This window comes from uncultured Bacteroides sp. (assembly GCF_902491285.1).
Taxonomy (GTDB): domain Bacteria; phylum Bacteroidota; class Bacteroidia; order Bacteroidales; family Bacteroidaceae; genus Bacteroides.
This window is the reverse complement of sequence record NZ_CABUHK010000002.1, coordinates 110143-133137: the sequence shown is the minus strand read 5'-3', so window position 1 is coordinate 133137 and position 22995 is coordinate 110143. Positions and strand designations below refer to the sequence as shown.

Here is a 22995-nt window from a genome sequence, read left to right as displayed (position 1 = left end):
GAGGCAAATATAAATAACATCGCTTATAAATGCTAATTAATTACTACTTTTGCAATATATATACCTAAATTTATTATGCAAGCAATCATTCTAGCCGCCGGCATGGGCAAGCGCTTGGGAGATCTTACCAAAGATAACACCAAGTGTATGATTAAAGTAAACGGGACCTATCTGATAGACCGTCTGCTCTCACAGTTAGATTCATTAAATCTGGAACGCATCATTTTAGTCATAGGCTACCAGGGAGAGAAATTACGTACCCACATAGAGAAACAAAGTAGAAATACTCCGATAGAATATATTTACAATCCTGTCTACAATAAGACCAATAATATCTATTCTCTCTATCTTGCTAAAGAGGAATTGCAAAAGCAAGATACTTTATTAATTGAATCCGATTTGATTTTTGAGGATACACTTTTCCACAAAATTTTAAATAACCCCTATCCCAATCTGGCACTTGTAGCTAAATATGAGCCATGGATGGACGGCACGATGGTACGGCTCAATACTGAAAATGACATCATTGATTTTATCTCAAAAAAAACGTTCCGCTACGCAGATATTGACGATTACTACAAAACCGTCAATATCTATAAATTCAGCAAGGAGTTTCTCCGCAACAGTTATGTGCCATTTCTTGAAGCCTACAGCAAAGCCCTGGGTAATAACGAATATTACGAACAGGTATTACGGGTAATCACCCTGCTGGAGAGATGTGAACTGAAAGGACTCCCTTTGGAAGGAGAACGCTGGTATGAGATTGATGATATACAAGATCTTGACATCGCTGAAACCATTTTTGCCGAACAGGACCAGCTACAACGCTACCAAAAAAGATATGGCGGATACTGGCGTTTCCCAAAGCTGAAAGATTTCTGCTATTTAGTAAACCCCTATTTTCCACCACAAAAAATGTGTGAAGAACTACAGGCTAATTTTAATGTGCTTCTCCGTGAATACCCTTCCGGCATGGGAGTGAACACACTTGTCATGGCAAAAAACTTCGGTATCCGGCAAGATTATGTGGTTGTTGGCAACGGAGCCGCCGAAATCATCAAAGCGCTGATGGAACATTCAGATGGCAAAATGGGAGTAATTTATCCCACTTTTGAAGAATATCCCAACCGGCAATCAGAAGAAATCATTGCATTCTATCCACAGAATGCCGATTTTCATTATACGGCAAAAGAACTGATGCTTTTTTATGCGGACAAAGATATCCGCCATTTACTCTTGATCAATCCGGATAACCCATCAGGTAACTTCATCCCCCTTAACGAACTTATGGATTTGCTGGCATGGACGCAGCAGCGAAATATCCACTTAATACTGGATGAATCTTTTGTTGACTTCAGCGAAAAAAGTGTCGAAAATACGCTGCTTAAGAATGAAGTTCTGGAAACATACCCACACCTCACAGTCATTAAAAGTATTTCCAAATCTTATGGAGTTCCGGGATTACGCTTGGGGATAGCCGCATCTTCCGACAAAGAGATAATATCCTATTTACGAAAAAACATGGCCATATGGAATATAAACTCCTTCGCCGAATTCTATTTACAGATATACAGCAAGTATAATAATGATTATCAAAATGCCTGTAAAAAATTCATAGCCGAGCGCCAACGCTTTTTCGAGGTATTGCAACAGGTTGACTTCCTACGTGTCATACCTTCACAAGCCAATTATTTCCTGTGCGAAGTAACTTCCCGCTTCAGTTCCACCAAACTCGTTTCTTTATTGCTGGAGCATAATCTCTTGTTAAAAGATTGTAGTACCAAGACAGGATTCAATGGCAGGAATTACATCCGTATCGCCATACGCGACACTGAAGACAACAATTATCTGGCTGAAAACTTAAAAAAACTGCAAGCATGAGTATCAATATCTGTATTTGTGGCGGTGGCGGTCTGGGGCACGTCATTGCAGGAGTAGCTGCACATAAAGGCTTTAATGTTTCCGTCCTCACCCGGCATCCCGAGCAATGGAATCCATCATTACTCATTGAAAATTGCCGGGGAAATACATTCTCCGGCTCATTAGCCTGCGTTACGGCTAACCCGGCAGAGGTCATTCCACACTCTGATATCGTATTGCTTTGTCTCCCCGGATTTGCCATTGAGGAAGAACTTCTCCACATACAACCGTTCTTGCAGGAAAAAACTTGCATAGGAAGTGTAGTCAGTTGTACCGGTTTTTTCTTTACCGCTTATAGAATATTAGGCAAAACAGCTTCACTTTTCGGATTCCAGCGTGCTCCATTCATTGCCCGTGTGCAAACCTATGGCCAAAAAGCACTCTTGTTGGGATACAAAAAGGAATTACAAATAGCCACCGTAAACATATCAAAATCCGATATTTTACTACGAACTCTTCAAGAAATGTTAGATACGCCGGTGCGTATGCTTCATCATTTTCTAGAAGCCAGCCTGACCAATAGCAATCCATTGCTTCATCCAGCCCGTCTTTATTCACTTTTCCATACCTGGAGTAGAGGAAAAGCATATCATGAGATTCCCGGGTTCTATAATAGTTGGGATGAAGAAAGTTCAGAGCTCCTCATTGCTTGTGACAATGAATTCCAACAAATTCTGAAAGCACTGCCAGTCCGAATAGAGCCAATTCCTACTTTATTGGAATATTATGACAGTTATGATGCAAGGTCACTTACCCGCAAGATACGCTCCATCATTGCCTTCAAACATATTCCAGCTCCTATGGAAAAAACAGAAAAAGGATTTCTGCCTGATTTCAAAAGCCGGTATTTCACTGAGGATTTTCCATTTGGATTATTGATAATCAAATCAATAGCAGATGTATTAAATATTTGTACCCCAAACATTGATAAAATATTGCTATGGGGGCAAGATGTATTAAACAAAGAATATATCCACGAAGGAGAATTAAAAGGAAAAGACCTGTCAGAAACAGGTTACATCAACGCTGATTTGTTTTATAAACTACTAAAAAATTAATGTATGGATAGTGAACTAAGAAAGCGATTTAACCCCGATGGTTCCCTTCTCCGTCGCCAGCAACTACGTATGTTAGAGCTTCTGGAGGTTATTGATGTGATTTGTCGCAAGCACCAAATACCCTATTGGCTCAGTTCCGGAACTCTAATAGGTGCAGCACGTCACAAAGGTTTCATTCCCTGGGATGATGATCTGGACATAGAAATGCTTCGCTCAGATTACCTGCGTCTGCTGAAAGTTCTTCCTCAAGAACTTCCGGACAATCTTGCATTGCAAACTAATGAAACAGATCCCAATTACATCTTTATATACGGCAAATTACGTGATAAGGATTCTCATTTGGAAGAAACAAATTCATATGACCGTATTTTCCATTATACCGGTATCTACATTGATATTTTTCCTTTAGAAAAGATCCCTTATTGTCTGGCTTGGATAGGAGGACACATGCAAGGGCAGATATACAATCAGTTGAATAATAAAAATATAAAAGAAAGCACATTATACAAACGGATTCGTAGGATTTATCATTTTAATACCCGCATCGGTTTTCCCATCCTAAGGTTCATTGCCAAGTTATTCCCCAGAAAAGAATTACGCCATTCTTTTGGCACCGCCTATTTCAAACCGCGCTATACAGACGATATTTTTCCACTGACAGAAATGGAATTTGAAGGAAAAATGTTCCCCGTACCACGCCAAACAGATGCTGTGCTAAGGAAGATATACGGTGACTATATGCAATTACCAGATTTAGAGAATATACATCCGCATTACAACAAACTCGAATTTTACAAATAAAGGAGATTGAACTATGAAACCGTTCCTTGTAGATGTACCTGTACTCATTTTGTTCTTCAACCGCCCGCAACAGCTGTCGCAAGTGTTTGAACAAGTCAGGAATGCCCGTCCCTCCAAGCTTTTCCTCTATCAGGACGGACCACGCAGCGAACACGACCTGCCCGGTATAAAAGCATGTCGTGAAGTGACAGATCAGATAGACTGGGACTGCGAAGTCCACCGTATGTATCAGGAAAAAAACTACGGTTGCGACCCTTCGGAATACATTTCACAAAAATGGGCTTTTTCTATGGTTGACAAATGTATCGTATTGGAAGATGACGATGTGCCTTCCGTTTCTTTTTTCACATTCTGTAAAGAAATGTTAGACAAATACGAGCAAGACCCCCGTATCACCATGATTGCGGGTTTCAATAACGAAGAGATTACTCCGGGTGTACCATACGATTATTTCTTTGCCTCCACTTTCTCTATCTGGGGATGGGCCAGTTGGAAAAGGGTCATTGACCAATGGGACGAACATTATACTTTTCTAGAAGACAAGTTCAATATGCAACAACTGGAACAGCTCATTAAAGAACGGAAATTCCGTAAAGACTTTATCTATATGTGCCATCGCCATAAAGAAAACAACAAAGCCTATTATGAAACCATCTTCCACGCTTCCATGCTTTTCAACTCGGGACTGGCTATCGTGCCCACCCGCAACATGATTAACAACTTGGGAGCCACGGCAGATTCCACCCATTTTGCCGGTTCTGTGCATACACTACCTAAAGGATACCGCCGCATCTTCACCATGAAACGGTATGAAGTAGAATTTCCTCTCAAGCATCCTCGTTATGTCATTGAGAATGTAGCTTATAAAAAAGCTGTCTACCGCATTATGGGGTGGGGACATCCCTGGATTAAGATAGGACGTTCTTTTGAAGAACTATTTCTGAACCTGCGATACGGCAATTTTTCCATCATCACTAAAGCAATAAAAAACAGAATTAACAAATGGCTGAAAAGAGACCAACACCGGTAAAACCACTCACTATTTATTTTTATCACACCCGATTAACCCGTGAAAGTTACGAGGAATGGAAAGATTATAAGTTTCCGGGACATATCCTCTACGGACTTCCTTTGCTGGAAAAATATGGAATCCGGTCGGTGATGCATAAATACAAAGCTTTCCCCAGCCGTCTGAAACTAATGTTCTATGCCACTAAAGAGATTCTGTGCTGCAAAGAGCCATACGAAGTGCTCTACGGTACATCTTTCCGTGGGTTGGAACTTATCATCCTACTCAGAGCATTAGGCCTCTACCGCAAGCCCATTGTCATTTGGCATCACACTGCTTTAAAAACCTCATCCAGAAAAATAAGAGAACGCATCTCACGTTTCTTTTATAAGGGCATTGATCATATGTTCCTGTTCAGTAAAAAATTGATTAAAGACTCATTAGCAACCGGAAAAGCTCCCGAAGAAAAGCTTCAGCTTATCCATTGGGGGCCGGACCTCGCTTTCTATGACCATCTTCTACAAACAATGCCGGATCGGAAACCGGAAGGTTTTATCTCCACCGGGAAAGAAAACCGGGATGTAGACACAATGCTGCAAGCTTTCTGCGCCACCGATCAACAACTGGACTTGTACATAGCCCCCACCAATGGAAGTGTAAACTACCAACAGATTATTGAAAGCTTCTGTCTGCCCGATTCTGTACGAGTACATTATACGGACGGTGTCATCCCATACTTGTTGGCACAGAAAGTGGCACGAAAAAGCTGTGTTGTCATCTGCTGCATGGATTTTCCTTATACCGTAGGTCTTACCACACTGGTAGAGGCCTTTGCATTAGGCATCCCTGTCATTTGCTCACGTAATCCTAATTTTGAAATGGATATAGACAAAGAAGAAATAGGAATTACCGTAGCCTATGATGACGTGGAAGGGTGGATCAATGCCATTCATCGCATAGCCGACCATCCCGAAGAAGCCCAAAAAATGGGCGCCAACGCCCGAAAGCTGGCAGAAAAACGTTTCAATTTGGAAATCTTTTCCCGTGAAATAGCAGAAAGCTTACTGGAAATATCCAAGATGTCCCCTAAAAAGCGTACATTTGCATAAACTTTTATGCACATGAGAGTACTTATCATCAATACGTCTGAGCGAATAGGTGGAGCCGCCATTGCAGCCAACCGCCTCATGGAGGCTTTAAAAAACAACGGAATAAAGACAAAAATGCTTGTACGCGACAAGCAGACCGACCAGATAAGTGTCGTTGAACTAAAGAAATCATGGTGGAAAGTATGGCAATTCATCTGGGAGCGTGTCGTTATCTGGCAAGCCAACCACTTCAAGAAACATAACTTGTTTGCCGTTGACATAGCGAATACCGGCACCAATATCACAGCATTGCCCGAATTTACCCAAGCCGATGTCATTCATCTGCATTGGATTAACCAAGGTATGTTGTCACTGACAGATATCCGGCGTATCATCCAATCCGGCAAGCCCATCGTTTGGACAATGCATGATATGTGGCCTTTTACCGGTATCTGCCACTATGCAGGAGATTGCGATAAATATGCCACACAATGCCACAACTGTCCACAACTTTACAAAGGAAGCAGGAAAGACATAGCCTACCGTACTTTCCAGAAAAAGAAAAAACTGTTTGAAGGAGCACAAATCACCTTTGTAGCTTGTAGCCGCTGGTTAGAATCATTGGCTAAGAAAAGTGATCTGATTAAAGGTCAGACCATTACCAATATTCCCAATGCAATCAACACCAACCTGTTCAAACCTCGTGATAAAAAACAGGCCAGAGAAAAATGCCACCTCCCGCAAGACAAGAAGTTATTGCTTTTCGGCTCCGTAAAAATTACAGACAAGAGAAAAGGAATAGACTATTTGGTATCAGCTTGCAAACAAATAGCTTCCTCGTATCCTGATTTTAGTAAAGAGTTAGGTGTAGTGGTTTTTGGCAACCAAGCCGAACAATACGCTTCCCTGTTTCCTTTCCCTATCTATCCGATGAATTATGTCAGCAACGAGAAGGAACTGGTAGATATTTACAACGCAGTCGACTTATACGTCACACCTTCTTTACAAGACAACCTACCCAATACCATCGTAGAGGCAATGGCCTGTGGTATTCCGTGCATAGGGTTCAATGTAGGAGGTATTCCACAAATGATTGACCACCTGCACAACGGCTATGTAGCCGAATATCAGTCTTCCAAGGATCTGGCAAACGGAATTCACTGGGCATTGACCGAAGGAGAATATGAAAGTCTGAGCGAAGAAGCCTGCCGTAAGGCAGTATCCAGCTATTCGGAAAGTACCATCGCCAAGAAATATGTTGAAATCTATAACAAGATTACAGGGAATCATGCATAACCATCATCCTCATCCCAAGTTTTCTATTATTACTGTCACCTACAACGCCGCAAAAGTATTGGAGGATACTATACAAAGTATTGTTACACAAACTTATAAGAATCTGGAGTATATTATTGTAGATGGGGGATCAACAGATGAAACACTGGATATCATTCACAAATACCAGGAACATATCACCACTGTTATCAGTGAACCCGACCAAGGTTTATACGATGCCATGAACAAAGGAATAAAATTGGCAACCGGAGATTATCTTTGTTTCTTGAATGCCGGTGACGGCCTGCACGAGGATGATACTTTGCTGCAAATGGTACATTCCATCAATGGAACAGCCCTGCCGGGAGTGCTATATGGAGAAACAGAAATTGTGGACAGTCAAGGGCATTTTTTATATATGCGCCGCCTGTCCGCACCCGCAACGCTTACCTGGAAAAGCTTCAAGCAAGGAATGCTAGTCTGCCATCAAGCCTTTTTCGCCCGCCGTGATCTGGTGGAACCATATGACCTGAGATATCGGTTCTCGGCAGATTTTGACTGGTGTATCCGTATCATGAAGAAAGCGGATGTACTCCATAACACCCATCTTACTCTTATTGATTACCTGAATGAAGGAATGACCACCCGTAACCATAAAGCCTCCTTGAAAGAACGCTTCCGTATTATGAGCCGTCACTATGGATGGGCAAGCACAGTGACACACCACTTATGGTTCGTTCTGCGCCTGCTTTACAAATAATCCGGAGTCTGGCTTACGACGGGCCTTAATCAATTTTCCTACGGGCTCTTCTGACCTGCAAGAATAAGAACAAGACCAGCACACAGGTCAATACACCCAACGCCACAAAAGCCACCGTTTCCGTAACATGCAGCGATTTCGGATCGAACTTAAATTCCACTACATGCTTTCCGGCCGGCACATTCATCGCCCGAAGAATATAATCCGCTCTTCCGTGCGGTGCTTCCACACCATCAATATATGCCTGCCAACCAGGATAGTAAATTTCCGAAAAAACCACTGTTCCTCCTGTCTTCGAATTAACCTCATATTTCAAGTCATTAGGTTCGTACGCAGTCAGTTTGATTGTACCCAGTGTATCTGTTTCAGCCGCCGATTTTACCTCCGCACTGAATTTTTTATCTACGACAGCCGTTTTTGCCGGATCTATCCGATGCAAAGCATCTATCTCTTCATTGGCATTATCCACATACTGCACCTCGTTTACAAACCAAGCATTGCCCAGCGTATAAGGATTCTGTATCGGGACAGTCTTTCCATCTTGCAGCGGAAAAATAAAGTAACGGGTATTCAGCATATTCAACACAGGAAAACCGGACGGAGCCACCTTCTGCATATCGCCTCCCGCCTCCGAAACAGCCTTGAACACGCCATTCATCTCGGTGCTGATATGCTCCTCTATCATTTCCTGATAGCGGCGCAACTTGGCGGCATGATATCCACCGATGCTCTTATGCCAATAAGAAGTCGTATTTTCATTAAACGTATTGCCGGCTAGGTTCAGTACCCGGAAATCCAACGTTTTATCGGCCAATATTGCCTTATCCGTTTCGGTCGGTTTAAAGGAATTATCCTGCTGCACCTTCTCCACAAATTGTTCATCATACAAATAACGTTTGTTCACACTCCACATATCTGCCAGACAGAGGACAGCCAATGCCAGAATCGTCACCTTCGCCTTTAGTTTGCCCATGCCATATAACCAAAGAACTGCCGTACCTATCATAATAACAAAGAAACTGCGCCATGCATCCGAAGTAAAGATACTCTGACGGATTTCTTCCAGATTAGCAAGTAACGGAGCCAGCTGATCTGCCGGAATACCCTGCAATGCCTGCATTTCCATACTTGAAACATACGACGGGAAAAAGAAACCGGGAGCTAATGCAAACAATAAAGCGATGCCACCTGTCAATCCCAGGCTGATATAAAACGACCGGGCCTGTTCCTTAACCAACTGAGGGCGTGCCATTACCTCCTTTAAAGCAAGGACTGCCAACAAAGGTATGGTAAACTCAGCAATGACCAAAATAGAAGAAACCGCACGGAATTTATCGTACATCGGGATATAATCCAAAAAGAAATCAGTGAATCCCATAAAATTCTTTCCCCATGACAGCAGGACAGACAAAACTGTAGCACTCAAAAGCGCCCATTTCATAGGACCTTTCACTATAAACAGCCCAAGAACAAACAGAAACATCACAAACGCCCCCACGTATACAGGACCGGATGTACCGGGTTGCTCACCCCAATACTGACCTATCTGGCTATAGATACTATTATACATAGGATTCGCCTTTTCCATCGCCTTTTCGTTAGCTGCCAAAGGTACGGAAGCACCACCTTTCACATTAGGGACAAGCAAAGAGAAAGTCTCACCGATACCGTAGCTCCACTGAGTGATATAATCTCGTTCCAGACCACTTTTTGTCTGATTATGACTATCCGGTTTCACCAGCTCACTCTTTCCACGCATCGTTTCCTTACTATACTCATACGTATGATATAAGTTAGATAGATTTATACAAACTCCCAAAATACCGGCCATCAACAACACACCAGTTGCTTTCAGAAATTGCGGCATTTCCTTCTTCTGCCAAGCATCCACTCCGAACGCAACCGCCATAAAGAGCATGACAAAAAGAAAATAATAACTCATCTGCACATGGTTCGACACTATTTGCAAAGCAACAAAAACCGCTGTCAGCAAACCACCTGACAAGTATTTCCCTCTATAAGCCAATACCATACCGGCTATAGTGGGTGGAATATAAGCCAAGGTTACAAATTTCCAGATGTGTCCGGCAGCTATAATGATGAAAAAATAAGAAGAAAACGCCCACAACACAGCCCCCAATGAAGCCAGCCAGACCGAGAAATCGAATGCACGCAATAATATATAAAAGCCCAACAGCATGACAAATACATACCACACATAATTCGGGAGATACAAATGATATAACTTCTCCACTCCCTTCAGGGTATCCGTAGAATCATAACTGGGTGCCATCTGATAAGTAGGCATACCACCAAAAATCGAATTAGTCCAGCGCGTACGCTCTCCCGTACGTTCCAGATATTCTTTCGCTTCTTCACCGGCACCAATGCCCGCCACAGAGTCATGTTGTGAAAGGATACGCCCTTCTGTCACTGCCGGGAAAAAATAGACGAATGAGATGACAGCAAAAAGGATAATCACTACTATATCAGGTAGTATTCTTTTAAATAAGTTCATAAGTATATCTGTTTATTAACGTTGCAAAGATACGATATACTCTGATAAAATGCGTACATTTGCAGCCATAAATAAAGTTGAATTATGAAAATAGGAATTATAACAGCCATGAGTTCCGAGCAGAAACAAGTAGCGCAACTGCTCGAAAACAAGAAAGAATACACCGAAGGTCCTTTCCAATATACTGAAGGCAGCATTAGAAATAATACCATTATCCTGATGAAATGCGGAATAGGTAAAGTGAACGCTGCTGCCGGTACTGTAGAACTGATCCGTACCTTCCAACCCGACTGTGTCATCAGCACCGGTGTAGCAGGAGGCATAGACAGCTGCCTGAAAATAATGGATGTTGTGGTGAGCCGACAAGTTGTATATCATGATGTATGGTGTGGAGAAGGCAATATGTACGGACAGATACAAGGACTTCCCGCCCGATTCGAAGGTAATGCCACATTGTTTGATTGCGCCATGTCACTGGATACTCCGACCGCCATTCATGGAGGTCTGATATGCAGCGGAGACAAATTCATCACCGACCGTTCCGAACTGAACGACATTAAAGAAAAGTTCCACGAAGGGCTGGCAGTAGATATGGAATCGGGAGCCATCGCCCAAATCTGTTATATATATAAGGTACCGTTCATCAGTTTCCGTATCATCAGCGATACGCCGGGATCCGACAACCATTGGGAACAATACACAAATTTTTGGGAGACTATAGCCGACCGTTCCTTCGAGGTCACTCATACCTTCCTTTCCTCATTACCAGCTAATTTATAAAAACGAATAATATGAAAACAATACCCAGTTTTACCATTGACCATATCCGCTTGCTTCGCGGTATCTATGTATCCAGAAAAGACGAAGTGGGCGGTGAAACGGTCACCACCTTTGACATCCGCATGAAAGAACCCAACCGGGAACCTGCTTTGGGACAAGGAGCCTTGCATACCATAGAGCATCTAGCCGCTACCTACCTGCGTAACCACCCTATATGGTCTGACAAAATTGTCTACTGGGGACCGATGGGATGCCTCACCGGTAACTACCTGTTAATGAAAGGCGATTTAAAATCGGAAGATATTGTAGAACTGATGCAGGAAACGTTCCGCTTTGTAGCCGATTTTGAAGGCGAAGTTCCGGGAGCCTCCCCTAAAGATTGCGGTAACTACTTGCTTCACGACCTGCCTATGGCCAAATGGGAGTCGGCCAAATATCTGCATGAAGTATTGGAGCACATGACAAAAGATAATCTGTACTATCCTACTAAAGAGTAATTCTCAACAACAGAACAGTAGAAACGTAATAACAGAAAATAGAAAAGCCGCTTTCTTTTCAGAGAGCGGCTTTTCTTTAAGTCCTTTTCAATAAAGATTGAATTACTTACGTAATCCTAGTGCTTTAACAATAGCACGATATCTTTCGATATCACGGTTCTTCAGGTAGTTCAACAACGCACGGCGTTTACCTACCAAAGTTGTCAAAGCTCTTTCAGTGCTATAATCTTTTCTGTTGAGCTTCAGGTGCTCAGTCAGGTGAGAAATACGGTATGAAAACAAAGCTATCTGCGCTTCAGCTGAGCCAGTATCAGTGTTAGACTTTCCGTACTTTTCAAAGATTTCTTGTTTTTTAGCTGCATCTAAATACATAATTCTTAGATTTTTTGATATATAAAATTTTCATTTAGCGGGTGCAAAGATAGACATTATCTTTTATATCACAATGAATTAGAGCGATTTATTTTAAAAATAATCTTCTATCTCTTTTACTGTCGCATCTTTCAGCATATCTTCGAACATCATAGCAAAGGCTGCCCAACTGACATTGAATGAAATTGTAAACCCGATTTCTTTTCATCCGATGAATAAAAGTGCCCAGTCCGAAACCGTTTCTTCATGAATTTCGGACTGGACACTTTTTAAACTATCGCTATTTTATTTCAACCAGCCACTCATGGAACCCATCATAAGGGGTATAGTGCAATACATATTCGGATTGGCTATGACTGATAACTTTATCCCAAGGAATCCGGTTTACATCAATTTCCGCCCTTGCCAGCCACAAAGCATTTTCCATCACATAACGGTCTAAAGAAAGCTCAAGCATCATCCGGCTCAAATAAAAAGCAGACTGTTCATAGGCATACCATTTACCGTCACTTTCCCGATAGATATATATCAAGCCATCATTGCTTAATTCTCTTTCCAACATCATTATTATCTCGCGCATAATTTTATAGATTACTCGTTTTTAATCAGTATCATCTCATTGTCCGAGCACAGAACCACAATCCAAGGGCCGTTCAGTAACTTATTCAAATCGACTTCCACCTTATCCAGCATAACACCTCTCAATACCGTCTCATTAAGTTTCTTCAACAAATGAGCAGAACGGTAGCAAGCGTACCAACGTCCGTCTTCTTCGGATATATAAATTTCCGATTTACCGCATGATTTCTTGTCCATGATTTCTAACAGGTTGCTCATAACATCCTCCTTTATACTTAATAATAGCCTAAGCTATTATATCGCCATACCAGCCTGAAACGATGCGACTCATTTCTTGACCTGTTTTCTGACACTCCCTGCCCCGGAATATATACTTTTGACTGATTTCCCTCCGTCGTAGCTGTCCAATAAGGCACACCTGACCAATTATTATACTTAATACCGGAACTGGTAATCACCCCATTTATTTGCTGCCACTCTGCTTCTGCGGGCAAAGAGAAATGATAAAAAACCGTATAGCTATTACCCGATGTGACAGGAGTAGAACTACCACTGGAATTAACCGCCACACCTATCGCATTATCCATTACACTTCTTTCATCATTGTCACTGGAATAATGTTCTTTATTTATCTTCTTATAATACTCCTTTATTATTTTCTGTCCGTCCGTCAGGTTCGTTGTGTACCCATTGTCTCCCCAGGGCAGACCGCCAACAGCAAAACGGTCTATTCTGTCAACATACAATTGTTCTGTAATCTGGATAGGATACCATTGTTTGATAGGATATTTCATTTCGCTGCCCGCAACAGGCTTGTTTTGCGCATCCAGTTTACGCACATAAATATTGCACGAACGATACGGCTTCTCTGAGTTCCATTCTTTCTCCCAAATCGTTTTTTGATCAGCGTATCCCTTTAAATACATTCTAAGCTCTGCCGTTCCCTCCTTTTGTATCACATTGTATTCATCATATCTAGGAGTAATCCAACTCATATCAGACTCAAACATCACCCAATAGTCTCCAGAAACGCCATCAAAATCATCCACTTTGATTTGCCATTTCTGCCTATCGGTACTCACCACTTTGATTTTCACCAAATGTCCGTCAATATTATAATCTTGCCCTTCATTGAACTGAATAAACAAGTCAGACAATTCGCTGTCTACCCTCCATTGAGCATCCTTCGTGTTTCCCGAGATGTTGATCACACCGTTCTCATCCATGCAGCCCGATTCTTTCACACCTCCCGCTCCGCGCAAATGAAGCGTAACATTATAAATGGTATTTCTGTTCACATCAAAATCATACGATATGTTCTTACCTAAAAACAGTCGGTAACTAATAGTTCCCTTTACATGTGCACTGCTCGATTTATATTCATAATCCGCCGTAACAAGGATGTATGAACATCTGCGACCCAAGTTCTCATTGTCTGTATAGTCGGTAAATGCAGCATACACTTCTTTACCTGCCTCCATCGTATTTTTGATACGATTCGGGGTTTTGGCTTTTTCATTACCATTTTGGGCATCCGTACAGTTTTGGGCATGAACCGTCTGTTTATTCTCAAACTGATAAAGACGCTCGGACATCACTTGAGTTTCGCCATTTCCACTTGGTCCCGTAAGCAACGAACCGGATGGGAAGTCATACTTCTGTCCTTCCTTGTCAAAAGAAGTAAAATCCGTTATACTATTATCCGAAGCCAAGGTACAAGTCTTAGGCACATTACATAATTGTACTGATCGGGGCGTCAAGGTCACTTCGTTGTCCAGCCCGGAAGTATTGATATTTACTTTAATCATAGCATACGGGCGTTTCAAAGAAACTTTAGCCAAATAGCAACCTTTATTACCACCTTGAGCCCCCTCATGCGGATTCTCGGTATAGATAAACTGCTCGGATGCACCGTAAAGGAGACAAACGGATGTTTCATCAAAATCCACCGGCCACTGAATCAAACTCTCTTTAACACTCTGCCACAATGACAAAGTAATCTTTCGTCCATAATTAGCGATAACCTCTACTCTTACAGCCTGGTTACCTTGTTTGGCATTGATGTGGATATATACTTTTCCATCTGCTGTTTTAGAAGAAACGACCTCTGCACTACCATTCTCCACACTACCGGAAACTTCGAACGAATCCCCATTCTTAACCAGATAGACGGTTACCGTATTTCCTCCATAATTCACTTTTACATTCACATCATCAATAACGGAGAATATGGAGTTATCTCCGGCAGCCCTGCTGTTCATGTTCACAGAAGTAATATCGGCTGGTGATATTGCTATGACCACAGGAGCATCGTCCTCCACTCCGGACTCCGGACCGGCTAACTCCTCTGCCGTACAAGCACCCAACATACAAATGATGAAAAACATCATTATCAGTCTTATTGTCTTCATTTTTCCTCCTTTTGTTTATTCATAGCCCGGGCTAAGCAATATTTCATCCCAATCTGCCACATAAGTTTCCACATCCGTCTTCAAACCGCCTCCAGCAGGAGTCTCGGTCACTTTTATATTAAATATATACACATGGTTACGCACCACCTCAAACCGATCTCCAACCCCATCTTTTCTGAACTCGATCGTTTTTGTCTTGGTTTCACCTCCATACGTGTAAGTCACATCCAAGGATACTGCCCGGCTGTCGTTATTTTCTTGTTCCGGCAAATAAATCAAATCCTCATAAGCCATTGTCACATTCAGTCCCGTATAAACAAAGTTCTGCGGCTTCATCGACAACCCTGTTACGTAAGGACTTTGGTACTGAATTGTTTCATCGGGGCTCAACGTAGCTTGTGACACACAATACCCTTTATCATTAGCGTTATTCACCGTGATGCCGGTAATAGTAAAATCGCCTTTTGTATCTTGAAGCCCTTGTTTCCCGTTCACCCAAAGGCTCACCTTAGCCACTGCCCTATACAGTTTGCACTCTAAGCTTGGTCCTGCAGGAGGGACACCGGTAGCGGGACTGATCCCCCACATCGGCAGACGCCTTTCGGCCAGATTCCACGGGGTCGGACCAGTGTAATTATAAACCAATTTATTATAGATTTCAACGGCAGTATTGCCTACCATCGTATTAAGATATGCCTGCATTCCCTCACTGACTCCCTGAATTTGGTTCTGATTCAAATTGGCGAGAACCACCAACCGTACCTGTTCATTACCTATCGTCCTCTGCATAGTCCCTTCCAGTATCTTTTGGTCGGCATAATCATTAATCACTCTCAAATCCTCTACCAAATATTTCAGTCTTTGAGTAACCGCATCAATCACTAGTACATACACATCGCCTTCCACAATAGTCCCCTGTTCCGGAGTGGTAAAATCCCAATTACCATCTGCTGTGGGCGCGTCAACCGTTCTGGAAGAATTCCCCGAAAGAGACAATGCAAGACGTACCGGCGCTCTTCCGTCCCCCCCAGCCTTCGCCGCCAACTCGTCCTTCGCACACGACGAGAAGCACAGTCCGCAGAACACCGCCATCACTATATAGGATAAACCTCTTTTCATAGATTGCTTTTTTAGTTTCGTTATTACATGTCCAGTTCGTTGAAGCGTACCACCCAATCATTGATAATGATGCTAGTATTAATCCACTTCATGCTCTCGTCCAAAAAGAAAGTCATATTGTATTCGTCCTGGCGGTCCAGATACTCCTGATTGGTCATCTCATGTCCTTCTGCTTCAGTAAGCAGCAAGTATTTCACTAATGGTATGGAAAGTACAGGCTCCCCTGTTTCCTTGTTGGTTATGGTGAGGCGGGGATTATTTTCAACCACCAGACGCCCTACGGTAATCTGTGCAATAGCTACGCTGATATTGCTGTCCTCTGCATCTCCATCGGCACGTGTTCCCATATCCGTGCCACCCTGCATACGGTAATAGGGATAATATGTTAATGTTTCGTCCTCCAGCAGCTTATTATCATAGTTCATCAAACCGTTGTCGTCTGTAATCGTAAATTCAAATTTATCTACCTCCACAGTCACTCCGTCCATTTGCTGGAGAATGATGCGTATGGTGTTGGTGTTCTTCACCAGTGGCACAGTCACTACCTGCGAGCTTGCTGCCCGCGAGAAAGATTGCTTGGTCACTTCACCATGCCACAACGCAGAAAGTTTACTGTTCACAACAGCCGTTCCATCAGCCGCACGACTGTACAGACGATCCATCCTGCATTGCAGTTCATCTAGCGAGGATTCCCCTGCCGTAACCAAAGGCACTGAGAATGAAGCCTCATCATTCAGTCCCGCCCAAGTGACAAGATGATAGTCACCCGGTTCCAAATCCACTTTCATGGTATATCCTTCTTCTCCCAGCACATCGCCTTCTTCTGTCTTCTGATATACCAACTTGCCGTTATCGTCAAAAGCATAAAGTGTCACAGTCCCCACCTCGCGCGAGAAAGCATCGGCATACTTCATATTATAATCATACTTGAATTTCACTCTGTACTCTACAGAGCAATCTACCTCTTCTTCACCGAGTATGCTGTCGCACGACACAACGGCACTTCCCAATGTCATGGCCATCATCAGGCTGAAGGAGAATTGTCGGGCGAATGTTTTTACTGTTTTCATGCTTTTGGTCATTTTATAATGTTAGAATATAGAAAGGTATAAAGGGGAGGGAGATGAATCCTCCCCTGTCTGTCATAGTGTTTGTTAGAACTCAATGTTATTGAAACGTACAATCCAAGGAATAATCTTAGCATTCAATTGCAAATAGAAATTATTATCACTCTCTTCACCGCTAGGATCTATTGTTATTGTTGCACCACCGATATTCTCGAATCCAGTAACTTTCAGTACATAGATATTATTTCTCATGATTGCCTTATCCATATACTGATCTCCTTTATTGTGGCAAATTTCAGATGAATAATAATAGCAATGTCCATTTTCATAAGTATCATAAGATGCATCTGCACCATTATCAGCTTTTACAGCATCAATAGATGTATAAAATTTATTATTGCATTTATAAATGGTACCAACAGGCTCACCCGTTTCATCGCCAATCTGACCACGGAAAATAATACCAGTCACTAAAGCTGGTACTTGCTTTTCTTTTTTCACAATATTTTCTAAACAATAAGCCAAACGATGACCTACCTGTTCATTATCGTTAATATTAGCAGTGGGAAGATCTTGGAAATAAACTTGGCTATCATCGCTGGCCTCATCAACTTTATCCGCATTTACATTTTTCAATGCGTTATAGAAATATGATCCAAAAGCTTGGTCGTAATCTGTTACATTATTCTTATTCTTTGAATTAGGATCAACCATATAGGCCATATTGTCTACACCTAACAAGCCTAAAGTCCTGAAGTTTTCCCAGCTCGCATCCGTCAAATGTCTTGCCGTATACACAGAATTTGAAAGATTCACCAACGCGTATTTATCCAGTTTCACTGTCCAGTCAAGCTTACCATCAGTAGATGTAGTATAATATTCAAATTTGGGGAACGGCTCAAGAAGAGTAAAAATATGTTCACCTGTCTGACCATAAGTTTTTTCTGTCTTTATAAAAGCTCTTCTATCAGTTCCATCTGTTCCCTCATGTATCCAAACATCAGAATTATCATTATCCAAATTCTTTGCCTTATGCAAACCTGTCAAACGAACGGCTTTATTATCGGGATATATATAGTAACCACTTGTAGTTTCCGCAATGGCATAATCAGTAGTTTGTACTGTAAGAGGATATAAGTTATTTGGTTTAGCAATTACATAATTTATCTTTGAAACAACACGTTCCACCTCTACCTCTTTTATTGTTGGATCTTCATAGTTGTTGGATAAAACGTCTACCTTTATCTCTTTTTTGTTCACCATCATAAATTGACCGGCAGCAGCTATTGTTATATCACCAGTTGTTGTATAAGAACTTTCTGCAATTTGTTCATACTTAGACTTATCAGTCGATTGTTGGCTGTTGGCAATAGCTTCTATTGACTCAGTCGGATTTAACACAACAAGCACTTTATACCATCCAGAATTTGCCAATGTAAAGAAAGGATTGTAAATGGTCTCTCCACTAGCCGTAGTTTCATTCAATTGTGCCTTTGTTAAATAACCACCGAATTCTTCTTTAGTAAGATTTCCATTTTCATCTAGTCTATTTAAAATTATAACGGCATCTGTTACAGTTGATTCACCTTCGATACCTGGATCCGTTACACCGCTTTCTTCATTATCAGCAGCGCGTGATGAGTTTGATGTAGAACTTATCACTAATGAAAGGTTACCCTTCACTTTCTCTGGTTGATTCACATTGTTTTTCACAATGTCCTCATTCGTACATGCTACCATGGCAGCATATGCCAACATTCCTAATAATAATCCCTTAATCTTCATAATCCTAAGTTTTTAAATTATAAACTATTTTTGTAATTTCCATTCTTATTTGTCAACACAGCAAAGGTAAGTGGTTAATCGTATAAACCTTAATCGGTATTTTCGACAAAATAGATTGGTATCTTTGACAAAATGACTTTATATCGTCTTTTACAGGGCATTTCCATCATACGTGAATGAAATACCCTACACGTTGAAAGAATCACCTCTTACATTTTTCCATTAAAAAAGAAGAGAAAAAAACAAGGATAACATGTACTTTTTTTTCACTACATCAAACAGATCGGACAGTGTGGCATTTCAGCAAAATATCCCTCCATAAAAGCCGCCCTCATCAACATATGCGGAAGCCAAATCTAAAGTGGGAATCACCCGTAAAAACATAAAAATATAGTGAGCAAGTGTTTCTCTCATCAAGAAGTACACATTCCTTCACATACGTACATATCCATAGACCTATACAATTATATAGGCTTATGCGTACGTATATAAATACTACATGTTCAAAGACAAGGGTATTTCTTAAAAAGATCAAGTCGTTTTCAAAAAAGACGGCGAGCTTTTTTAAAAAGATGGCGAGCTTTTTAAAAAACGTCTTGATCTTTTTTGCCACTGCCGGAACTTCGACTTCCGACATATTCCATAAAGCCCCCAACCGACAGATTATGTAAAATTCAACTTAAAAACACTGTGAGGACACTAATGCGCTGAACTTTAATTCAAAATCCGGGAATAGACTCCACTACCCCGGATTTTACCTTGCGCTTTTCGCAAAGAACAAGTTTCTTCTAACATCTTTTATTGTACTGTTTGTCTATATGTCTTATTTTACAAAGATTGCTTCATCCTTACGTTTATTGGTCACTTCTTCCAAATTGGCTCCGGCTTCGACGGAATCCTTGGCCTGTGCCTGTTTGAAATAATTCTCAGCAGAGTCGAGGTCCCCTTGCAACAGTTTCAGTACGCCTCTGTTGTTCAGCGTCGCACTCGCCTGTGCATCGGCCTTGTCCAAATAACGTACCGCCTGTTGCAAGTCACCCCGTTGGAGTTCGATAGCGGCAGCGTTTATATTCGCTGTTGGGTCATCAGGAAACATGCGCACTGCCACATCGAACACTTCGTTAAACTCGTCACTCCCCTTTTCGTATGTTTGGGCAACCAGAAACATTTCCTGCAAGCTCAACTGCTGGGGACGGAGCTTTATAATCTGTTTTGCCTCTTCCACATCAAATCCGCGAACTACATAACGTACAGTGTAATCAGAGTGACGCAAAGCCGGATAACAATCCTGTAGTAATGCGGCATATACCTTTCCACCATCCAAGGCCTTAATGCGTTCCTCCTTCACGTCAAAATCGCTCTCATTCTTATCTATTATGGACAAAATCTCTTCTTTCAGCGGTAAATCATTCTTAGCCACATACGCACGCAGTCCGGCCCAGTCCTCGGGTACAGAATTCACCTTGAACAAATCCGCTTTAAAGCCATACTCATTCATTACATAACTCTTCAATGCCTCAGCACGCCCCTGAGCCAAACGCGCATTGGCCGCATATCTGCCCTCAGGAGAAGCATAACCCACAATAGCTATTTCAGTAATGGTAGTATTGACATCATTTTTCACTACATCCACCGTATGTTTGATAGCAGCCAGTTCGGATGGATTACGACGATAATCAGGATAAATATTCATCTGATTTACCGGAAAATCCAAATAAGCACGTCCTTCCTCGGCACGATTCTTCACAGCCTCGACAGCAGGAGAAACGAATGCCACGACAGGTTTTACCACATAGCGTTCCAAATTGGCACGAGTTATAAAGGCACTGTTTTCTTCTTTCTGACAATCGGCACAGCCACGTATAGCAGCCTGCAGTTCCAGTTCTGCACCATTCATCCATTTCTCGTATGGAATACGGGCTGAATAATTTACAGTCTGTTCCGTTCCATTCTTACGACGAAGAATGGTATATGCATCCGACGGAATACTGCGTTCACGCTGTTGCACGATGGAACGGATACGCCCATATACCCAAATAGCAGGCAAAATCCTGTTATAACTGTTATCCTGTGTCTTCAAAACCGGAGTCAGAGTTGCCACACAGTTGGAAGAAAGCTCCATTGCAGCCGGCAACGTGATATCCATTCCTATCATCACCTGTCCATTATCACTAATCAGGATTGACTGATTGCTGACTTGTACCTGACCACCTGATAATGTCTGTGCACCTACCGGAATAGCCGGTATCAATAATATAAGAAGTATATAACATATAAGTTTCATAATCCGTAATTTTTAGAATATATAAATAAGATTCAGAGCAGCCTTAGTAGGACCCCAATAATTCTTGTTGGATTTCTCCAACATATCTCCACATTCTTCACACTCATATTTCTTATAACGCACATAAGCATAACCCAAACCGATGGTGGCGCCCAGATTCCAATGGCGTCCCAGCACAAACTGATAACCGTAACTGACACCGCCGCCATAAAAATGTCCCTTATAACGGAAGTCTTTCAAATCATCGAAAGGAGAAAACGGCAAATCAATACCGGTAGTATTGTATGCTCCTCCCATTAAATGGAAACCGAAAAAATGACCATTGAACTTATCACAAAGCCAATAACGCAACTCGGGCTGTACCATCACCAGTTTCAACATTTTATTATCGCTGTATTTCCAGGGATTATAATAAAACGGAATATCCACTGTAAGCTTCTTGCTCAACCCTACTTCCACTCCTAAGTTTGGTATGGCGACGGCATCTATCGCCACATTAGTCTTAACAGCCACCTGTCCATACATAAATAAGGAAGAAGCCAGCAGACACACCCATGAAAATAAAAATCTTCGTATTACCATATTCAATTCTCTCTAGCTAAGTTATTTTTTACATCACAAAGGTAGAGGCTATTCTTTTAACAGGATATTGGCAAATTAATCTTTATTAAGAGGTGGTTTCGGCAAAATACAGAATGAACAAAAAACAATCTTAGTTCCTATTTCCGTCAAAAACAGAACATCCATTCAATGAGAAACATTCCAACTATCAAATGGAACACCAACGGAGTTTTCTCCATCCATAAATGAAAATCCTTTCATCATGATAAAAACGCCCCCTTATATAGCCAAACAACTCCTTCTTTCCAACATAGCAGGTATTTTCATCAAAAAGAGGGTGTTTTCATCAAAAAAGCTTGAAAATAATTTGGATACATGAAAAGAATACCTACTTTTGTATCGGATGATAATGGGTCAATCATTCACATAATCAAAAAAACAATAAAAAATTATAGTTCTATGAAGGCAATGCATTTAATAATTGCCATGCTCGTTATGATGAGTTTGGCATCCTGCTCTGCAGATGGTAATGACCCCGTTGAAAACTCAGTTTCAACGTATCTCCTGAAAAAAACGTATGGAGCCAGAAGCGTTACATACGAGGAAAACAATTCTGACAAGTTAAAATTAAGTGAGTTACCGGCTATCAGCCTTTCTGAAGCCGACCATATTCTATCTGTCCTACGAAAACATACTGATGCTCAAGAAGAACTTGATATTCAAACTGCCACCAAAGGAGAACAAACATGGCTTAGAATTGTAATGAAGCAAACAATAGATCATAAATATGCTTTCACTATCCAGTTAAATATGAACTGTTACAATGACGGAAGCCTCTACTATGGCGGATATCAGGCGGAATGTTCTTCTTCTTTGATAAAATGGTATCTTAAAGGTTTCAGCCTGGCTACCGATAATGCCACAAAAAATTATAAATTCGAATCCCAAAGCTATATTTATATGAAAGTAATAGATAATGGAATCAAATATATGCAGATTCCTGTCACTATAAATGGCAACTATAATCCCCGAAACCATGATGCTGCATTTTCCTACAATTTATGATATATAATACAATAATCACTTTATAATATATACCATCATTCCCCCC

The 22995-nt window shown here is 41.5% G+C and carries 20 protein-coding genes; 10 read left to right on the top strand and 10 right to left on the bottom strand.

All coding sequences use genetic code 11. The features are described 5' to 3' along the window. Nucleotides 1-75 precede the first annotated feature (75 nt). The 7 genes from RDN93_RS01050 to RDN93_RS01020 are packed head-to-tail and all read left to right on the top strand — an operon-like array spanning nt 76 to nt 7911. Nucleotides 76-1881, top strand: coding sequence for an aminotransferase class I/II-fold pyridoxal phosphate-dependent enzyme (locus RDN93_RS01050; protein WP_117814730.1), 1806 nt, complete (start codon nt 76-78; stop codon nt 1879-1881). Next, complete coding sequence (locus tag RDN93_RS01045) at nt 1878-2978, top strand: NAD/NADP-dependent octopine/nopaline dehydrogenase family protein (protein ID WP_008781385.1); 1101 nt, start codon at nt 1878-1880, stop codon at nt 2976-2978. Before RDN93_RS01050 ends, RDN93_RS01045 begins: the two co-directional genes overlap by 4 nt. A gap of 3 nt (nt 2979-2981) precedes the next feature. Further along, entirely contained in the window at nt 2982-3779 is a 798-nt protein-coding gene (locus RDN93_RS01040) for a phosphorylcholine transferase LicD (protein WP_016271728.1), read from the top strand. 13 nt (nt 3780-3792) lie between these two features. Next, nucleotides 3793-4809 (top strand): hypothetical protein, encoded by a 1017-nt coding sequence (locus RDN93_RS01035; RefSeq protein ID WP_005844454.1) that lies wholly within the window; start codon nt 3793-3795, stop codon nt 4807-4809. Continuing rightward, nucleotides 4782-5897, top strand: coding sequence for a glycosyltransferase family 4 protein (locus tag RDN93_RS01030; protein ID WP_008781382.1), 1116 nt, complete (start codon nt 4782-4784; stop codon nt 5895-5897). The genes RDN93_RS01035 and RDN93_RS01030 overlap by 28 nt, the downstream gene beginning before the upstream one ends. Nucleotides 5898-5909: 12 nt before the next feature. Then, the gene (locus RDN93_RS01025; protein ID WP_005844449.1) at nt 5910-7172 is read left to right on the top strand and encodes a glycosyltransferase family 4 protein; all 1263 of its coding nucleotides are present in this window, start codon (nt 5910-5912) and stop codon (nt 7170-7172) included. Beyond that, entirely contained in the window at nt 7165-7911 is a 747-nt protein-coding gene (locus tag RDN93_RS01020) for a glycosyltransferase family 2 protein (RefSeq protein WP_005844447.1), read from the top strand. Before RDN93_RS01025 ends, RDN93_RS01020 begins: the two co-directional genes overlap by 8 nt. A gap of 25 nt (nt 7912-7936) precedes the next feature. Here the strand turns inward: RDN93_RS01020 and RDN93_RS01015 are convergent, their stop codons facing one another. Further along, complete coding sequence (locus tag RDN93_RS01015; protein WP_100262901.1) at nt 7937-10429, bottom strand: YfhO family protein; 2493 nt, start codon at nt 10427-10429, stop codon at nt 7937-7939. Between the two features lie 84 nt (nt 10430-10513). Between RDN93_RS01015 and RDN93_RS01010 the strand changes: the two genes are divergently transcribed. Continuing rightward, nucleotides 10514-11209: a 5'-methylthioadenosine/adenosylhomocysteine nucleosidase gene (locus RDN93_RS01010; protein ID WP_005844442.1), complete on the top strand. Its 696-nt coding sequence runs from the start codon at nt 10514-10516 to the stop codon at nt 11207-11209. A gap of 11 nt (nt 11210-11220) precedes the next feature. Beyond that, on the top strand, nt 11221-11706 hold the full coding sequence (locus tag RDN93_RS01005; RefSeq protein WP_057098675.1) for an S-ribosylhomocysteine lyase: 486 nt from the start codon (nt 11221-11223) through the stop codon (nt 11704-11706). 102 nt (nt 11707-11808) lie between these two features. Here the strand turns inward: RDN93_RS01005 and rpsO are convergent, their stop codons facing one another. The 9 genes from rpsO to RDN93_RS00960 all read right to left on the bottom strand — a co-directional run bounded on the left by rpsO (nt 11809) and on the right by RDN93_RS00960 (nt 21905). Further along, on the bottom strand, nt 11809-12078 hold the full coding sequence (gene rpsO, locus RDN93_RS01000) for a 30S ribosomal protein S15 (protein ID WP_005844439.1): 270 nt from the start codon (nt 12076-12078) through the stop codon (nt 11809-11811). Nucleotides 12079-12358: 280 nt separating this feature from the next. Continuing rightward, complete coding sequence (locus RDN93_RS00995; RefSeq protein ID WP_005850422.1) at nt 12359-12658, bottom strand: hypothetical protein; 300 nt, start codon at nt 12656-12658, stop codon at nt 12359-12361. Nucleotides 12659-12669: 11 nt separating this feature from the next. Next, nucleotides 12670-12915, bottom strand: a complete 246-nt coding sequence (locus tag RDN93_RS00990) for a hypothetical protein (RefSeq protein WP_005844436.1) — start codon at nt 12913-12915, stop codon at nt 12670-12672. Nucleotides 12916-12932: 17 nt separating this feature from the next. Next, nucleotides 12933-15068 carry a DUF4906 domain-containing protein gene (locus RDN93_RS00985; RefSeq protein WP_224205239.1) on the bottom strand — a complete coding sequence of 712 codons (2136 nt, stop codon included), beginning with the start codon at nt 15066-15068 and terminating at the stop codon, nt 12933-12935. A gap of 15 nt (nt 15069-15083) precedes the next feature. After that, nucleotides 15084-16187, bottom strand: coding sequence for a FimB/Mfa2 family fimbrial subunit (locus tag RDN93_RS00980; RefSeq protein ID WP_057098678.1), 1104 nt, complete (start codon nt 16185-16187; stop codon nt 15084-15086). Between the two features lie 23 nt (nt 16188-16210). Beyond that, on the bottom strand, nt 16211-17257 hold the full coding sequence (locus tag RDN93_RS00975; protein ID WP_005850416.1) for a FimB/Mfa2 family fimbrial subunit: 1047 nt from the start codon (nt 17255-17257) through the stop codon (nt 16211-16213). Between the two features lie 84 nt (nt 17258-17341). After that, nucleotides 17342-19039 (bottom strand): Mfa1 family fimbria major subunit, encoded by a 1698-nt coding sequence (locus RDN93_RS00970; RefSeq protein ID WP_117814731.1) that lies wholly within the window; start codon nt 19037-19039, stop codon nt 17342-17344. Between the two features lie 823 nt (nt 19040-19862). Then, a complete protein-coding gene (locus RDN93_RS00965) occupies nt 19863-21323 on the bottom strand; it encodes a DUF3868 domain-containing protein (protein ID WP_005844424.1) in 1461 nt (486 codons plus the stop codon). A gap of 12 nt (nt 21324-21335) precedes the next feature. Then, on the bottom strand, nt 21336-21905 hold the full coding sequence (locus RDN93_RS00960) for a DUF3575 domain-containing protein (RefSeq protein WP_005844422.1): 570 nt from the start codon (nt 21903-21905) through the stop codon (nt 21336-21338). Nucleotides 21906-22343: 438 nt separating this feature from the next. Between RDN93_RS00960 and RDN93_RS00955 the strand changes: the two genes are divergently transcribed. Further along, complete coding sequence (locus RDN93_RS00955; RefSeq protein WP_117814743.1) at nt 22344-22949, top strand: DUF5033 domain-containing protein; 606 nt, start codon at nt 22344-22346, stop codon at nt 22947-22949. The last annotated feature ends 46 nt before the right edge of the window (nt 22950-22995 follow it).

Excerpts from the sequence above, each read along its gene's own strand:
- RDN93_RS01050 (WP_117814730.1), top strand. The coding sequence starts at position 76 with ATGCAAGCAATCATTCTAGCCGCCGGCATGGGCAAGCGCTTGGGAGAT.
- RDN93_RS01045 (WP_008781385.1), top strand. The coding sequence starts at position 1,878 with ATGAGTATCAATATCTGTATTTGTGGCGGTGGCGGTCTGGGGCACGTC.
- RDN93_RS01040 (WP_016271728.1), top strand. The coding sequence starts at position 2,982 with ATGGATAGTGAACTAAGAAAGCGATTTAACCCCGATGGTTCCCTTCTC.
- RDN93_RS01035 (WP_005844454.1), top strand. The coding sequence starts at position 3,793 with ATGAAACCGTTCCTTGTAGATGTACCTGTACTCATTTTGTTCTTCAAC.
- RDN93_RS01030 (WP_008781382.1), top strand. The coding sequence starts at position 4,782 with ATGGCTGAAAAGAGACCAACACCGGTAAAACCACTCACTATTTATTTT.
- RDN93_RS01025 (WP_005844449.1), top strand. The coding sequence starts at position 5,910 with ATGAGAGTACTTATCATCAATACGTCTGAGCGAATAGGTGGAGCCGCC.
- RDN93_RS01020 (WP_005844447.1), top strand. The coding sequence starts at position 7,165 with ATGCATAACCATCATCCTCATCCCAAGTTTTCTATTATTACTGTCACC.
- RDN93_RS01015 (WP_100262901.1), bottom strand. The coding sequence starts at position 10,429 with ATGAACTTATTTAAAAGAATACTACCTGATATAGTAGTGATTATCCTT.
- RDN93_RS01010 (WP_005844442.1), top strand. The coding sequence starts at position 10,514 with ATGAAAATAGGAATTATAACAGCCATGAGTTCCGAGCAGAAACAAGTA.
- RDN93_RS01005 (WP_057098675.1), top strand. The coding sequence starts at position 11,221 with ATGAAAACAATACCCAGTTTTACCATTGACCATATCCGCTTGCTTCGC.
- rpsO (WP_005844439.1), bottom strand. The coding sequence starts at position 12,078 with ATGTATTTAGATGCAGCTAAAAAACAAGAAATCTTTGAAAAGTACGGA.
- RDN93_RS00995 (WP_005850422.1), bottom strand. The coding sequence starts at position 12,658 with ATGCGCGAGATAATAATGATGTTGGAAAGAGAATTAAGCAATGATGGC.
- RDN93_RS00990 (WP_005844436.1), bottom strand. The coding sequence starts at position 12,915 with ATGAGCAACCTGTTAGAAATCATGGACAAGAAATCATGCGGTAAATCG.
- RDN93_RS00985 (WP_224205239.1), bottom strand. The coding sequence starts at position 15,068 with ATGAAGACAATAAGACTGATAATGATGTTTTTCATCATTTGTATGTTG.
- RDN93_RS00980 (WP_057098678.1), bottom strand. The coding sequence starts at position 16,187 with ATGAAAAGAGGTTTATCCTATATAGTGATGGCGGTGTTCTGCGGACTG.
- RDN93_RS00975 (WP_005850416.1), bottom strand. The coding sequence starts at position 17,257 with ATGAAAACAGTAAAAACATTCGCCCGACAATTCTCCTTCAGCCTGATG.
- RDN93_RS00970 (WP_117814731.1), bottom strand. The coding sequence starts at position 19,039 with ATGAAGATTAAGGGATTATTATTAGGAATGTTGGCATATGCTGCCATG.
- RDN93_RS00965 (WP_005844424.1), bottom strand. The coding sequence starts at position 21,323 with ATGAAACTTATATGTTATATACTTCTTATATTATTGATACCGGCTATT.
- RDN93_RS00960 (WP_005844422.1), bottom strand. The coding sequence starts at position 21,905 with ATGGTAATACGAAGATTTTTATTTTCATGGGTGTGTCTGCTGGCTTCT.
- RDN93_RS00955 (WP_117814743.1), top strand. The coding sequence starts at position 22,344 with ATGAAGGCAATGCATTTAATAATTGCCATGCTCGTTATGATGAGTTTG.